At 70.9% G+C, this 14,078-nt stretch carries 13 protein-coding genes and 1 pseudogene; 7 read left to right on the top strand and 7 right to left on the bottom strand.

Translation table 11 applies throughout. The features are described from left to right. Nucleotides 1-111 precede the first annotated feature (111 nt). From AN215_RS03365 to AN215_RS03355, 3 genes are read left to right on the top strand one after another with little or no spacing between them, the layout of a single operon-like run. Nucleotides 112-1,569 carry an ATP-grasp domain-containing protein gene (locus tag AN215_RS03365; protein WP_070010286.1) on the top strand — a complete coding sequence of 486 codons (1,458 nt, stop codon included), beginning with the start codon at nucleotides 112-114 and terminating at the stop codon, nucleotides 1,567-1,569. After that, nucleotides 1,566-3,578, top strand: coding sequence for a PEP/pyruvate-binding domain-containing protein (locus AN215_RS03360; RefSeq protein ID WP_070010287.1), 2,013 nt, complete (start codon nucleotides 1,566-1,568; stop codon nucleotides 3,576-3,578). Before AN215_RS03365 ends, AN215_RS03360 begins: the two co-directional genes overlap by 4 nt. Further along, the gene (locus tag AN215_RS03355) at nucleotides 3,575-5,074 is read left to right on the top strand and encodes an MFS transporter (protein WP_070010288.1); all 1,500 of its coding nucleotides are present in this window, start codon (nucleotides 3,575-3,577) and stop codon (nucleotides 5,072-5,074) included. Before AN215_RS03360 ends, AN215_RS03355 begins: the two co-directional genes overlap by 4 nt. Before the next feature lie 95 nt (nucleotides 5,075-5,169). Here AN215_RS03355 and AN215_RS03350 read toward each other — a convergent pair whose 3' ends face one another. Together AN215_RS03350 and AN215_RS03345 are read right to left on the bottom strand one after the other, a co-directional pair. Further along, nucleotides 5,170-5,802: an HAD family hydrolase gene (locus AN215_RS03350; RefSeq protein ID WP_070010289.1), complete on the bottom strand. Its 633-nt coding sequence runs from the start codon at nucleotides 5,800-5,802 to the stop codon at nucleotides 5,170-5,172. A gap of 285 nt (nucleotides 5,803-6,087) precedes the next feature. Next, complete coding sequence (locus AN215_RS03345) at nucleotides 6,088-6,990, bottom strand: S1 family peptidase (RefSeq protein WP_070010290.1); 903 nt, start codon at nucleotides 6,988-6,990, stop codon at nucleotides 6,088-6,090. Between the two features lie 439 nt (nucleotides 6,991-7,429). Between AN215_RS03345 and AN215_RS03340 the strand changes: the two genes are divergently transcribed. Continuing rightward, nucleotides 7,430-7,972 carry a tellurite resistance TerB family protein gene (locus AN215_RS03340; protein WP_070010291.1) on the top strand — a complete coding sequence of 181 codons (543 nt, stop codon included), beginning with the start codon at nucleotides 7,430-7,432 and terminating at the stop codon, nucleotides 7,970-7,972. A gap of 330 nt (nucleotides 7,973-8,302) precedes the next feature. Continuing rightward, nucleotides 8,303-8,404, top strand: a pseudogene (locus AN215_RS30195) (SDR family NAD(P)-dependent oxidoreductase); the annotation flags it as partial. Nucleotides 8,405-8,585: 181 nt separating this feature from the next. Here the strand turns inward: AN215_RS30195 and AN215_RS03335 are convergent. Genes AN215_RS03335 through AN215_RS03325 form a run of 3 tightly spaced genes read right to left on the bottom strand, consistent with a single transcriptional unit; the run spans nucleotide 8,586 to nucleotide 11,505 of the window. Continuing rightward, nucleotides 8,586-9,812 carry a beta-ketoacyl-[acyl-carrier-protein] synthase family protein gene (locus AN215_RS03335; protein WP_070010292.1) on the bottom strand — a complete coding sequence of 409 codons (1,227 nt, stop codon included), beginning with the start codon at nucleotides 9,810-9,812 and terminating at the stop codon, nucleotides 8,586-8,588. Next, nucleotides 9,809-10,093, bottom strand: a complete 285-nt coding sequence (locus AN215_RS03330; RefSeq protein WP_245694195.1) for an acyl carrier protein — start codon at nucleotides 10,091-10,093, stop codon at nucleotides 9,809-9,811. Before AN215_RS03330 ends, AN215_RS03335 begins: the two co-directional genes overlap by 4 nt. After that, a complete protein-coding gene (locus AN215_RS03325; RefSeq protein ID WP_079122651.1) occupies nucleotides 10,063-11,505 on the bottom strand; it encodes a condensation domain-containing protein in 1,443 nt (480 codons plus the stop codon). The genes AN215_RS03330 and AN215_RS03325 overlap by 31 nt, the downstream gene beginning before the upstream one ends. Before the next feature lie 542 nt (nucleotides 11,506-12,047). On the opposite strand from AN215_RS03325, the gene AN215_RS03320 reads away from it, so the two are divergent. After that, nucleotides 12,048-13,076: an LLM class flavin-dependent oxidoreductase gene (locus AN215_RS03320; protein WP_245694286.1), complete on the top strand. Its 1,029-nt coding sequence runs from the start codon at nucleotides 12,048-12,050 to the stop codon at nucleotides 13,074-13,076. Nucleotides 13,077-13,129: 53 nt separating this feature from the next. On the opposite strand, the gene AN215_RS03315 is transcribed toward AN215_RS03320, so the two are convergent. Continuing rightward, nucleotides 13,130-13,423: a helix-hairpin-helix domain-containing protein gene (locus AN215_RS03315; protein WP_070010295.1), complete on the bottom strand. Its 294-nt coding sequence runs from the start codon at nucleotides 13,421-13,423 to the stop codon at nucleotides 13,130-13,132. Next, entirely contained in the window at nucleotides 13,398-13,556 is a 159-nt protein-coding gene (locus AN215_RS29690) for a hypothetical protein (protein ID WP_171904118.1), read from the bottom strand. Before AN215_RS29690 ends, AN215_RS03315 begins: the two co-directional genes overlap by 26 nt. Nucleotides 13,557-13,773: 217 nt before the next feature. On the opposite strand from AN215_RS29690, the gene AN215_RS03310 reads away from it, so the two are divergent. After that, on the top strand, nucleotides 13,774-14,078 hold a 305-nt coding region (locus tag AN215_RS03310; RefSeq protein WP_275520718.1), incomplete at its 3' end, for an HhH-GPD-type base excision DNA repair protein.

Genomic DNA, 14,078 nt, shown 5'->3' with positions numbered 1-14,078 from the left:
GTCGGCATGCGCCCGGCCGGGTCCGAGAGCGGGACCGGGCCGGCGACCGTGCCGCGGGAGCGAGCCGCCACCGGCGAGGACGACAGGACGAGCGATGGGAGACGATCTTCAGTGAGCACAGTGCTGTTGGTGCACGCCAAGGGTGGTCCGCCGCTCGGTCACGTCCTGTCCCGGGCGGCGGCGAGAGCGGAAGTGCACCTGCTGGCGCTCAGCGCGCTTCCGTCTGCTGTCGACGCGTCCGCACGGGTTCTCTGCGCATCGGTCGTGACTCCCGCCGGGACGGAGCGGTTCGACCTCGTCTCGCAGATCGTCTCGCGGGCGGAGGCCGTCGGCGCGGATGCGGTGCTCACCTTCTCCGAGTACGCGGTCGTGGCGGTCGCCGAGGCATGCGAGGTGCTCGGCCTCGCCGGGGCGGGAGGCGCCGCGGCGCTCGCCCGCGACAAGCGGAAGATGCGCGACACCTGGCACAGCCGAGGCCTGCCGCAGCCGGAGTTCCGCCCTGTCGCCACGCAGGCGGAACTCCACGAGGCCGCCGCCGGCCTGCCCGTCCCCATGCTGCTGAAGTCGGCCTGGAGCGCGGGCTCCACCGCCCACCAGATCATCGGGTCCCCGCAGGAGGCCGACGCCGCCTGGCGGCGCTCGCGCGAAGTGATGGCCGAATCCGCCCAGTTGGGCTTCGCGGAACTCCATGTCGCCGAGGCGGACGCGCACTTCGTGGTCGAGCAGATCGTCACGGGCACCACCGCCGGGTGGTTCGACGAGCCCGGCTGGGGCGACTACGTCAGCGTCGAAGGGGTGGTGGCCGACGGCGTCTTCCACCCGGTCTGCGTCAGCGGCCGGATGCCCACGGTGGAACCGTTCACCGAACGGGCCGGCATCACCCCCGCGTTGCTCCCCGCGGACCTCCAGGAGCGCGTCGTGGCCCTGGCCCGCGAGGCCGTGGACGCCCTCGGCCTGCGCGATTGCGGCACTCACACCGAGATCAAGCTCGGCGCCGGCGGGAAAATGTGGCTCATCGAGACGGCCGCCCGGTTCGGCGGGGCGATGACCGTCCCGCAGATCGAGGAGGTCTTCCGGCTCGACCTCGTCGGCATGCTCGTGGACCACCTCCTGGGCCGCCCCGTCGTCTGGCCCGAGCGGACTCTCGGCCCCGAGCAGGCGCGGGGAGCGGCGGGTTCCCTCGTCGTCCTCGCGGTGGACGGCCGGGGCGAGGCCTGGCGGGACCGCAGGGTCTGGGACTCTTCCGTGGTCAAGGAGGCAGTCGCACTGAGCGAGGGCAGCAACCTGTCCGTGGTTCCGGAGAGTTCGCTGCACGACGGCAGCACCGTGCCGGTCTACGACCCGGTCGGCGGGGCGAACACGATGGCGGCGCTGTGCCTGCTCTCCGCCACCGATGCGCGCACCGTTCTCCGCGACTTCACGACCCTGGTGGACGCCCTGCCCGCCGTGCTGCCGCCCGCCCTGCCAGGATCGCAGCCCCCGCCCGCGCCGCAGGCCCCGCTCGCGTCGCAGTCCGCGCCCGCCGTACCCGCCGCGCCGCAGCCGGCGCCCGAGGGGGCCGCCGCGTGAGCACCGCCCCGCTCTCCACCGGCGCCCCGGAACCCGCGACCGACCGCACGGTGGTCGGCGAGAACCTCTCGCTGCCGCTGTTCCGCACACTGTCGGGCACCCTGGCCGGCCACCCGTACCTCAAGGTCGTGGTCGACCGTGCCGAGGCCACCTGGCACCTGCTCGACACGGCCGCGCACCCCTTCCACGTCGACTACATCGCCACCGCCGTCCTCGGCATGGACCTCGCCGAACTCGACGCCGCCCTCGACGAGTTCAACGCCTCCGTCTACATGGACCCCGAGCGCCGCTTCCTGCTCGGCGTGCTCTCCCTGCACACCGACGAGGACACCGACGGCCGCGAGCGCACCTTCCTGGTGCTGGAGACGACCGAGGCCGACACCATGCACGCGGAGCTGCTGGAGTTCTTCCACGCCTTCGTACGGGAGCGCGTCGACGGCCGGCTGCCGCTGCTGCTCAAGCCCGCCAACCACAGCCAGGAGGAGGCGCTGGCCGCCGTCAGCGAACAGCAGGTGCCGCGCATCCTCAGCCACGAACTCTTCGGCACCAGGACCCGGACGGCGCTCAACACAGGGGAAGCCACCGGCCGGTTGCGCTGCTTCCGTACCGTGGAGGAGTACGAGGCGGCGGCCGGCGGGCTCGGCTGGTCGGACATCGTCGCCATGCCCTGCCTGCCGGACGACGTGCGGCGGGTGGCCGGATTCGTCAACACCGCGCCCATCACCCCGCTGTCCCACACCAACGTCCTCGCCTCCGGATGGGGCATCCCCAACGCGATCGTCCGCGACCTCGGACAGCTCGTCGAGAAGGACGGCCTCGACGGCGCCTGGGTCCGCTACCGCGTCCGCGAGGACGAGATCACCCTGGAACGCCTGGAGCACCCGCCCGAACTGCGGGCCCCGGCCTGGCACCAGCAGCGCATCCGGCTGGAACCACCGCTCCTGGAGGACGCGCCCGTACTCTCCCTCCACCGGCTGCGCAGCGCCGACCGGGACCGCTACGGCACCAAGGCGGCCAACCTCGGAGAGCTGCACCACGTCCTCGACAGCCGCACGGCCGATCTCACCGCGTTCCACGGCCGCCCCCGCCCGCCGCGGGAGAACCTGTACGGGCACCTCGCCGCCCGGCTCGGCCTCCGCGCGCCCTCCGCCGCCGAACTCCGCGCCGCCGCGGCCTCCTTCGTGGCCGACACGGTCGAGGCCCCCGAGGGCGTCGCGTTGCCGTTCTCCCTCCAGCACCGCTTCCTCACCTCCTCCCCGGCGCTCCAGCAGGGCATAGGCAAGCTGAAGATGGCGCTCGAACTCGACGCCGGCGACGTGCTCGACTCGCTCTGCCTGCAGATCCAGCACCTGATCCGGCAGACCCCCGTGCCAGAGTCCGTCGTCCGGGAGATCACGCAGGCCTCCCCCGCCGAACTCGCAGCCGGCGGCCGCCTCGTGGTGCGCTCGTCCTCCAACGCCGAGGATCTGCCGGGCTTCTCCGCTGCCGGTGTCTACGACTCCGTCACCACCGTCCGCGGCACCGGCGAACTCGCCGACGCCGTACGGCAGGTGTGGGCCTCCCTGCTCTCGCCGCGCAGCGTGCGGCTGCGCCACCAGGTGCGCATCTCCCTGGACGACACGTACATGGGCGTGATCGTCCAGGCGTACGTCCCTGCCGCGCTCGGCGGAGTCCTGGTGACCTGCGACCCGACCCGGCGCGAGGACTTCCGCAACGTCTATCTCAACTGCTCGCCGGGTTCGCCCGAACAGGTCGTCGAGGGAACGGTCCTGCCGCAGCAGTACCTCTACAACACCGTCGAGGGCGGCGGCCGCACGGTCGCCCTCGGCTCCTGGAACGAAGGGCTGTCCTCCCGCACACGCGCCCGGCTCGCGGACCTGTCGCTGACCGGGCGGCTGCTGCAGTCCCACTTCAGCGCACCCGAGGTGGACGACCCCCTGGACATCGAGTGGCTGCTGACCGATCAGGGCGACTTCCGCCTGGTCCAGATCCGCCCCTACGCGCTGTGAGCGCCCGCTTCCCGCGCCCGCGCTCCGCCGCGCGAACGGCGGCCGCTCCCCTCACTGCCACCGCCCGCCGCATCATCCGCCTCAACTACGGCTTCCAGCTGCTGTTCAACCTGCTGTGGTGGATGCCGGTGTTCTACGCGTACCAGAAGGACGCCGGACTCTCCGACGGGCAGATCTTCGGCATCCAGAGCATCTACTACGTGGCCTTCTGCCTATTCGAGATCCCGACCGGGCTGATCGCCGACCGCATCGGCACCCGCAACTGCCTGCGGGCCGGCGCCGTCGTCATGACGGCGGCGAACCTCGCCCCGGTGTTCAGCGCCTCGTACACCGGATTCCTCGTCCACTTCCTCGCCATCGCCGCCGGCCGCTCCCTCACCTCGGGAGCTGCCAGCGCCTACCTGTACGACGGGCTGCGCGCCGAGCGGTGCGACGAGCACTACCTGAAGGCGGAGGGCACGGCCCGGGCGCTCGGGCTGGCCGCGAAGGTTCTGTGCTGGCCGCTGGTCGGGCCGCTGATGGTCCTCGCCCACTCCGTCCCGTACGTCCTGAGCGCCGTGAGCGCGGCGGGTTCCCTGGCCTGCGCCGTGGCCCTGCCCCGGCTGGCCGCCTCCGCGGGCGGGGGCGGTACGGCCTCGCCGCGCCGGAACTCGCCGGACCGGAACTCGCCGGACCCGAAGGGGAAGGCATCAGGGGCGACGCGGAGCCGCCGCGGGCGCGCCACCTCCCTCAACGAGGCGAAGACCGCGCTGCGTTGCGTCGCCTCCTCGCCGTGGCTGGCGCTGGTGATGGTGCAGGGCGTCGCCGTCTTCACGCTGTCCCGCATCTGCCAGGTCAACCTCTTCCAGCCGATCCTGCTCGACCAGGGCATCGGCGAGTCCTCGCACGGCGGGGTGCTCGCCGCCATGACGGTGGCGGAGGCCGTGGCATCCGCGCGCCCCCAGTGGCTCGGTCGCCGCCTGACGCCGGTTGCCTGGGTCTCCGTCCTCAGCCTCGTCCTCGCGGGCACCCTTGCGGGCATCACCCTCGGCGGGCCCTGGACGGCCGTGGCCCTGCTGTGTCTGTTCGCCGCAGCCACCGGCTTCGCGTACCCGGTCCAGCGCAAGCTGGTCAACGACGCGGTGCCCGCCCACGCCCCGCGGGCGACGCTGCTGTCGGTCGAGTCGATCGTCGACCGTGCGGTGTGCGCTCTGGCTGCCGTCGCCGTCGGCGCCTATCTCTCCGCCGGACACCTGGACGCCCTGCTCTGGCACAGCGCGCTCGCGACCGCCGTGCTGCTCGGCGCCTTCCAACTGGTCCTGCGCAGCGGGATGCTGCGGCAGGGTCGCGACGGGTCGGCGGACGGGAGCGCCGTCCGGGAGACGGACGGGCGGACCGTCCCGGCAGCGACGGCGGACACGGGTCCCGCGCCGGCGGCGTCGCCTGCACCGGGGACGACAGGCGCGGGCGGAGCGGGCCACCCGGCAGCGGGCGCGCACCCCACGGCCGGCCCGTAGAACGGGCGCACGCCCGCCCCGGCTCCGGGGCGGGCGTGCCCGCGTGAGACCGCGAAGGCGAGTGTTCGCCTGCCGCCGTCGCGGCTCACGGGACGTCAGGAGTCGTGCGCCAGGCGTTCGATCACGCGCACCGGGAGGTAGGCGGGACGGGAGGGCTGCCCGACCTGGTAGGCCACGTAGCCCAGCGAGGCGGCGACATCGGTCTCATCGGCGGTCTCGGCCTCGTAGACGAGACGGCAGCCGTTCGCGTCCCCCTTGGCGCGCTCCCAGAGCGCGGGCGCGGGCTTGCGCTCCGCCTCGGCGCGCGGGGTGAGTATCCGGTCGCCGAAGTCCTCCCAGGCGAAGGGGACGGAGCCCTTCCATGTCCCGTCGACCTCCTTCTTCAGAGCGGCGGCACGCTCGGCGTCCGTCTCGCCCCATGAGGACGGCACGTTGGTGATCAGGCCGACGTCGATGTTCCGTTCCCGCAGCTCGCGCAGATAGGCGGCCGCGCCGGGCATGTAGCCGGTGCTGGAGTCCTCAGCGGTGTGCACCAGTGTCTCGCCCAGATCGAACCAGACGACGGCGCAGCCGTGTTCGGCGGCCGCACGCGCCCCTGCGTGAGCGTCGTGCGACGCCGCCGCGGGCACGGCCGCGCTCGCCGCGGTGGTCAGCGCGGTCGATGCCACCGCGGCACCGAACAACGCGAGGCTCGTACGGAATAAGCCGCGGGAGGCGGATCTGTTCATGGCGTCGGCGCCTTTCTCCTGGGCGTCACGTGGACGTGCATGTTCGGTGCATGACACGCGAATTGGCGGAGTGCCTCACGCCGCCCCTTCGCGTGCCTGGAAGGACGTACTTCCTGTCACCGCTCGCTCCCGCCATACCCCTGAACAACACCCACCACTCGGATCTCGCGGATCTCTGCGAGCCGCCGCACAGGGCATCCGGCTTCCCCGGGCGGAGCCGGCAGAGCCCGGGCGGTGACGTACGACCCGGGCTCGTGCCGACGGTGACCGCGCCGTCAGTTCACGTCAGTACACGCTGACGCCATAGGCGTTGAGCGCCTCCACGACGGGCTGGAAGAACGTCGTACCGCCCGAGGAGCAGTTTCCGCTGCCGCCCGAGGTCAGGCCGATCGCCCTGCTCCCCGAACGCAGGGAGCCGCCGCTGTCGCCGGGCTCCGCGCACACGTTCGTCCGGATCATGCCGTAGACGACGTCGCCGCCTCCGTAGTTCACGGTGGCGTTCAGGCCGGTGACGGTGCCGCTGTGGGTGCCAGTCGTGCTGCCGTGCCGGGTCACGGACATCCCGACGGTGGCGTTGGCCGCACTGGTGATGTCGGCGCCTCCCGCGGTGCCCGGGTGGCTGGCGGAGGAGGAGCTGTAGCGGACGAGGCCGTAGTCGTTGACCGGGAAACTGGACCCGGCGGTGGGGCCGATCACCGACGTACGGCCGGAGTTGGAGTACCAGGTGCCCGCGCCGTCGGTGCAGTGCCCGGCGGTGACGATGTAGTACGTGCTGCCGCTGCGGACGTTGAAGCCCGCCGAGCAGCGCCAGCTGCTGGCGTAGATGGCGTCGCCGCCCTGCAGCAGCTTGCGGATCTTGCCCGGGGTGCGCTCGATCTTCACGGCGGCGGCCTCGGAGCCCGCCGCCTTCTTGATCTTGGCTATCTCGGCGCGGGACACGGTGCTGTCGGCCGTGACGACGAGGGTGTCGGCCTTCTTGTCGACGTGCCACGCGGTGCCGGCGACATCGGCGCCGAGCACCGCGTCGCTCGCCGCCGCCAGCTGGGAGGCGCTGAACCTGGGGCTCGGAGCGTCGGCAGCGACGGCAGGCGTGGTGAGCGCTGCCGCTGCGACCAGTCCGGACGCGACGGCGATCAGCCGGGTGCGTCTCGGGGTGCCCTTGGTGGGGGTGATGCGCCTGATCCTCACAATGCCTCCTGGGGGGATTCGTGGGTCCGCTTCACGGGCCCGTGAGGCGCGGCCATGAGCACAACGGAGCTGTGGCCCCGTGCTCATGACAAGCGCCGAAGGGAGTATTCGATGCCCCTGAACGGAAAAACAAGAGGCTTGTCCGATCTGATTCATGTTTTGACTGATGTAACTCCTTCTGTAGTGCTGTTTTCTGACAAGTCATGTGCGGGGTGAGAACCTTGATGATGCGTCAGGTCTGTGCGTCCCCCCGCGCCGCCGGCTTCGGGGGACGGCGGAGCGGGCGTGAAGCGGGAGGACCCGAGCCGTGACGGAGGGAGCCCCAACGGGGGGCGGGGCTGCGTACGTTGCGGAACCCTGAGCCGGGCGCGGGCGTTGGGCCGGTAGGCGTGCGCGTGGCATGCGCGACGACGACCGAGACGAATACCGAGGTGACTCCATGGCAATGTGGGACCGGCTCAAGGATCAGGCCAGGACTCTGCAGCAGTCCCAGGGCGGACGAGCCGGCGGGCGAAGCGGCGGCAGCGGCACCGGAGGTGGTTCACGTGCCCAGCTGGTCAGCGCGCTGAAGACGCAACTCGGCTCCCTGAAGACCGAGTTGAAGAGCGGCGCCTACCGGGACGCGAGCATGGCGATGTGTGCGCTGGTCGCGGCCGCGGACGGGCATGTGGACCCCGCCGAGCGGCAGCGCGTCGAGTCGATGATCGTCAGCAACGAGGTCCTGCAGAACTTCCCACCGGAGCAGTTGCGGCAGCGCTTCAACAAGCACGTGGACCAGCTGACGCAGAACTTCGCGCAGGGCAAGGCCGAAGCGATGCAGGAGATCGCCAAGGCCGCCAAGAAGCCGGCCGAAGCAAGGGCCGTGGTGCAGACCGGCATCGTCATCGCTGGTGCCGACGGCGACTTCTCCCCGGCCGAGCAGACGGTCATCCGGGAAGCCTGCACGACACTGCAGGTGCCTCCGGCCGAGTTCCAGCTCTGACGTTCCGAGTCCCGTGCTGCCGCCATGAGCACCGAGGCGCCTTGGCGGGACTCCAGGGACCGACGGTGGAAATCGCCGTCGTGCGGAGAGGGTTGGCCCGGTGTCCGGCCTGGTCCGGGGCCGGGCATGACCCAAGGGCCGTACGTGCGTGACGGAGAGGCATTTCTGCGGCGGCCCGGTCCCCGCTTCGTCTTGCCCATCACCACTGCCCGGTTCAGCAGGCGCCCCCCGGACACGGAGCTTGTCCGTACTGGCAGTTGACCCACCGGCTGACAGTCGGCCCACCGGGGGAACCGGCACACCTCACCCCCGGGGACCCATGACACGGTATTGATCACCGGAGCCAGTTCCGGCATCGGAGCCTCCTTCGCCCGCCGGCTCGCCGCCCGCGGAGCGGATCTCGTTCTCGTCGCCCGTGACGAGGCCCACCTCGCCGCCACGGGATGCTCCGGCGTCTCCCCCGTCGACGTCCTCGTCAACCCGGCAAGGGCGGCGGGACCCACTGCTTCGCACCGCCTGCTGCCGGGCTCCGCGGCTGCTCCGCCGGCCCTTGGCTCACCCCGTCGGAGCGGCCGTCCGTGGACGAGGTGCAGCAGGAGTGGCCGCAGAGCCGCTACGGGTAGCGCCGGAAGACCAGGACCGCGTTGTGCCCGCCGAAACCGAACGCGTTGCTCACCGCGAGGTCGATCCGCTGCGTTCGGGCGGACTTGGAGACCAGGTCGATCTCGATGTCCGGGGCGACGGTCTCCAGGTTGGCGGTGGGCGGGGCCAGTTGGTGCTGGAGGGTCAGCACGGTGAGTGCCGCTTCCACCGCCGCGCTGGCGCCGAAGGAGTGACCGAGGGCCCCCTTGGCCGAGGTCACGCTGGGCATGTGCGGGAGGACGCGGGCGATCATGGCCGCCTCGGTGACGTCGTTGAGGCGGGTCGAGGTGCCGTGTGCGTTGACGTGGTCCACCTCATCGGGGGTGGCACCGGCCTGGGACAGAGCGCCACGCAACGCGGCTTCCGCGACGAGGTGTCCGGGACTCGGGGCGGTGGCGTGGAAGGCGTCGTTGGTGGAGCCGCAGCCCGCCAGGATCGCGCGGGGCCTCGCTCCACGCCGCAGGGCATCGGCCATCCGTTCCAGGACCAGCGCAGCGGCTCCTTCGCCGAGGACGAACCCGTCCCGGTCGGCGTCGAAGGGGCGTGAGGCCGCGGCCGGGTCGTCGCGGCGACCGGAGAGGGCGCCTATCCGGTGGAAGCCCGAGGAGATCAGCGGTGTGACGGCCGCATCGGCGCCGCCGGCGATCACGATGTCGCAGGAGCCGGCGACGAGCAGGCCCCTGCCAAGCTCCAGGGCATTGGCGCTCGACGCGCAGGCTGCCGAGACGCCCAGACTGACTCCGCGGGCACCCAGGGCCATGGAGACCTCGGCGGCCGGCATGTTGTGCAGCATCTTCGGCACCAGGGTCGGTGGCACGGCCTCGTGTCCCTCCCTCAGCAGGCCACGGTGGGCGTTCTCGCACGCAGACTGGCCGCCGAAGCAGGTACTGATGATCACGGCCACCCTGGCAGCCCCCCATGTGCCGGGGTCCAGGCCCGCGTCACGTACGCCTTCGAGGGCCGCCGCGACAGCGAACTGCGAGCAGCGGTCCGTACGCCACAGGGCTTTGCGACCGAGATGGTCTTCGGGCCGGAAGCCGGGGACGCGGCAGGAGAAGTCGACGGGCAGGCCCGCGAGTTCCGGATCGGGTGCGGCGGTCGGTGTCCCCGCGATCACGCCCCGCCAGGTGTTCTCTGCGCCGACGCCGGCCGGGGTGACCGCGCCGATCCCGGTCACGGCGACCTCGCGGCGGATCACCGGTCCCCTTCCGAGGACTTCTGCTGGAGCTTCCACTCCAGCATCTCCACCAGGTCCTGCAGCGTGTGCCGCGGAGTCACCTCGTCCTCGCCGATCGTCACCCCCAGCTCCTCCTGCAGGGCGAAGAGGAGTTCGACCACGGCCAGGGAGTCCACGTCCAAGGAGGCCAGGGCCGTCTCGGGGCTCATCTCCTCGGGAGGCACCCTGAACTGGTCGGTCAGAACGGCCGCCAACGTCTCACGTACGGGGATCATGCCGCCCCTCCGGCTGTCGTCGGGCATCCGCCGAGAACGTAGTCACCGGTCTGCGCCACCGTCTGAAGCACCTTCCGAACGCCGTTGGCGTAGCAGGCCACGCCGGCATCGGCGGTCTCCGTGCCGGGATAGCGCGCGGTGACCCACACGCCCTCGTGGGTGCGGTGGATCCAGGTGTTGACTCTGTTTCCGCGGGTCTTCATCCGGACCAGGGGCCGGGCGTTCCATTCGCTCCACCGCAACGTTCCCGGGATCACCCGCATGTCCGTGAAGGAGACGAACGGGAACACCTCGGGCATCCGTTGCTCCAACTCATCCTCAATTCCGAGAAGTTGGGCGATTCTGGCGATCGGTGTGCGGCTCAGGAGCTGTGCCGTCACCGCGGACCGCTGGGCGCTCCGCACCACGTCGCGGAAGCTCTCCGCCGCGCTGAGGTCGATCTCGACCGGGCCTATTCCGACGTACCAGCCCATCGAGCGCAGCCACTCCGGCCGGGAACGGGTGTGCCACGGCATGACCGTCCGGTAGACCGGATCGCCCGTGATCTGATGGGTCACGATCGCGAAGGCCGCGAGCAGTCCGGCGAGGAAGCCGCCGCCCGCGCCATGGCACGCTTCCTCGACCGCCTCGGCAGCCGGGCCGTCCAGCAGCCGGACGTCGAGTTTGGTGTGCGGGAGGAGTTCTCCCTCTGCGACTCCGAGGTCGAGCGGAAACCTCAGGAGCCCTTCACCGCCGGTTTCGATGAAGCGGCGCCAGCATCCGACGGCCGGATCGTCGCTGCCGACGCTCTCGGCGGCCGCGCGTTCGGCGACGCCGAAGTCCACGTAGCTGCCGACCTGTTGGTGCTCGACCGTCCGCCCCCCGGCGACGGCCGCGTACAGGTCCTGCCACTCCTGGACGGCTGTCATCACGGACAAACCGTCAGTGTGTGCGTGGTCCAGCGCCACAATGACCGTGGTGGAATCCACTCGCTCGACGGTCTCCACCACATAGCTGGGCCGGCAGAACGCATCCGTCGCATCGTCGATGCGCTCCTGAAGCCAGAGGCACATCTCATCGCCACCGGCGAAGTCACCCAGTATCTCGTCCTTCACGCGCAGGCGCTCGGGGGCGACCGTGAAGCACTCCGTCCGCCCGTCCCGCACGCGGAACGCGCTGCGCAGCGTCTCGTGGCGTTCGGCACACACACGCAGCGTCTCGCGGAACATCTCGGTTCTCAGCGACCCGGATATCTCGAATACGAACCCCATCCACATCGGTATCCGGATGCCGCGCTCCGCGAGCTTGGACACATACTTCAGGTGCCATTCCTGGTTGTACGAGGGAGGCGTGGTCCCGTCCGCCGCTCCCGCCGCCTCGTGGAACGAGGCGGCGTCCAGCTTCCACTCCCTGAGCAGCCCCGGGCGCACCTGATACTCAGCCAGCGTTGTTAATAGCATGAACGGTCTCCCAGGGTTACCTTCTGCGCATCCAATATCATGGCGATACCCGTAATGAAGAGGCGCCAACTGACGTGTCGAATTCGCGGATTTTTTCGAGCCGCTCTCGAACCGAACCACGGACAGGCAGCACAGAAAGGCTTGGCTCGCCCACCAACTGCCTTGTTTTCAAGGCGCGTTGTGAGGATCTACTGGCGTATCTGACGGCTTGGCCGGTTCAACCTCACCGAACTCAGCAGCCTTTCCCTGATATTGATACTTGCGAATTGCACGATTATCCCCTGCGTGCGGCAGTCATATTTCGCGCTCCCCGGCTCGGCTCGCATCCGTCGCAGGGCGCCGGCTCGGATTCCCCGGGCGACCCGGCGCGACCCCGCCCCGCGGCGGATGGTTCCCTCGCCCTCCGCCGGTCTCACCAGGCGATCAAGGGTGTGCGGTCCCCGGCACAGCGTCGGGAGTTACCGTCGAACACAGATGGCGAACCGAGTGCGAGCGGTTCACGAGTGGTGTCCGGACCACTGGCAGGACGAGGTGTGAGCAGCATGGATGTCTGGCTGCACGGCTTCCCCCTCCCCGGTACGACGGAGCAGGCGGCCCGCTCCGCGGAGCGCCAGGGCTACGCAGGGCTGCTTCTCGCCGATTCGCAGAATCTCGTCGGCGATCCGTATGTCGAGCTGGCGCTGGCCGCCCGCGCCACCGGGCGACTCGGGCTGGGCGTGGCCGTCACCAATCCCGTCACCCGCGACCCGTCCGTCACGGCGGCCGCGATAGCGACCGTGCACGCCGAGTCGGGAGGCCGGGCAGTACTCGGTTTCGCCCGCGGTGACTCCGCGCTGCGGCAGATCGGGCTGGAGCCGGCGCCTCTCAATGTCTTCACGCAGGCGCTGGAGACACTCCAGGGCTACCTGCGGGGCGGAACCGTCGAGGTACGGGGAACCGGCGCACGGCTGGCCTGGCTGCCTGCCGGGCTCACGAAGGTGCCACTGGACGTGGCCGCGAGCGGGCCGAAGGTGATCGCCGCAGGCGCCCTCCGGGCCGAGCGCCTCACGTTCAACCTCGGCGCGGAGCCGGGCTTGCTCTCCTGGGCCCTCGGCACTGCTCGCCGCGCCCGCGAGCGCGCCGGGCTCGACCCGGACGACGTCTCCTACGGCGCCTACGTGAACGTCGCCTGCGCCGACGACGTGGACGGCGCCACGGAGATGGTGCGCGGCTCCGCGTCGATATTCGCGCACTTCGCGGCCGAGGCTGCCCGGCACGGCGTGCCCCTCACCGAGGCCGACCGGTCGACGGCCGAAGCGCTCAGGGACGGCTATCGCGAGTCGGCGCACGGACTCACGCGCTCCGCCCAGGCGAGCGCGCTGCCCGACGCCTTCCTCCGGCGGTTCGCGCTCGCCGGCCCGCCGGAGGAGCTGACGGAACGGATCGCGGAGCTGCGCGGCCTCGGCCTCGGCCGGCTGGTCGCCGTCCCGGCCTCGCGCGACGCCGACCCGTCCTTCGTCACGGAATCCAACGAACGCTTCGCGGCCGAAGTGCTCCCCGCCGTCGGCCGGTCCGAACTGCGGGCGTGCTGAGAGGCCGCGTCGGTCCGGCAGCACGACGGACGAGGAGCACGGGCAGCCCGGTCTCAGCGGTTGCGCCAGGCCGGCAGCCGTTTGCGCTGCGGGGTGTAGTGCCACCACGGTCGGGCAGGCCGCCCTTCGGCCTGGTCCACGGCGGACATGACGGTGTCGAGCAGGCACGGGTCGAGCCGTTCGCCGAAGGCGGCTGACATCTGCTCGTACAGATCGACCGGCTCCTGATCCACCAACTGCGCAATGCGAGTGATGCCGATGCGTTCGAAGTAACGGGCCACGGACCGGCCGACGTTGACCAGCTCAGTGAGGTCCGAATCCTCACCCGGGACCCGACTCGAGTTCATCGGGCCCTCCTTCGTCCCTTTCCCGGCCCGGGTCGTCCTTGGGCCCGGGCGCGTCGAGCGGCGGGGTACGGCTGGGGTGGCGCAAGGCGAAGTGCTCGTCGTACGTGCGGCCGCCTCCGGCATCTGTGCTCATGCCCCGAGCGTAAGCAGGCTGATTCAGCCGGTCTTGAAAGAATCGGCCACGCTCCGATCCGCACATCCCGTGCTCCCGCCGGCTGACGCGAGCCCCGGGACCGACCGAGCGGCGGGCAGCGGCGTACACCCTGGCTCACGGCAGCCGGCCGGTCACCCCTTGTGAAGGACACGGCGGCAAGCGTGCGGTGCGGCGCCGAGAGGGCGATCATCTGTGCATGGACATCACGCTTCGCCTCTCGCAGCAGCCGGAAGCCGACGAACTGCTCAGCCGCAGTCCACTCGCCGCGATGACGGGCATGCTGCTGGACCAGCAGGTGCCCATGGAGTGGGCGTTCGCGGGCCCGTACACCATCGCGCAGCGCATGGGCGAGGACGATCTGGACGCGCACGCCATCGCCGCACGCGACCCCGAGGAGTTCGCGGCTCTGCTGTCTCAGAAGCCCGCGGTGCACCGCTATCCGGGCTCGATGGCCAAGCGCGTGCAGCAGCTGTGCCAGTACCTCGTCGACCACTACGACGG

This window comes from Streptomyces abyssalis, from assembly GCF_001751365.1.
Taxonomy (GTDB): Bacteria; Actinomycetota; Actinomycetes; order Streptomycetales; family Streptomycetaceae; genus Streptomyces; species Streptomyces abyssalis.
This window is presented reverse-complemented; position numbering and strand designations above follow the sequence as displayed.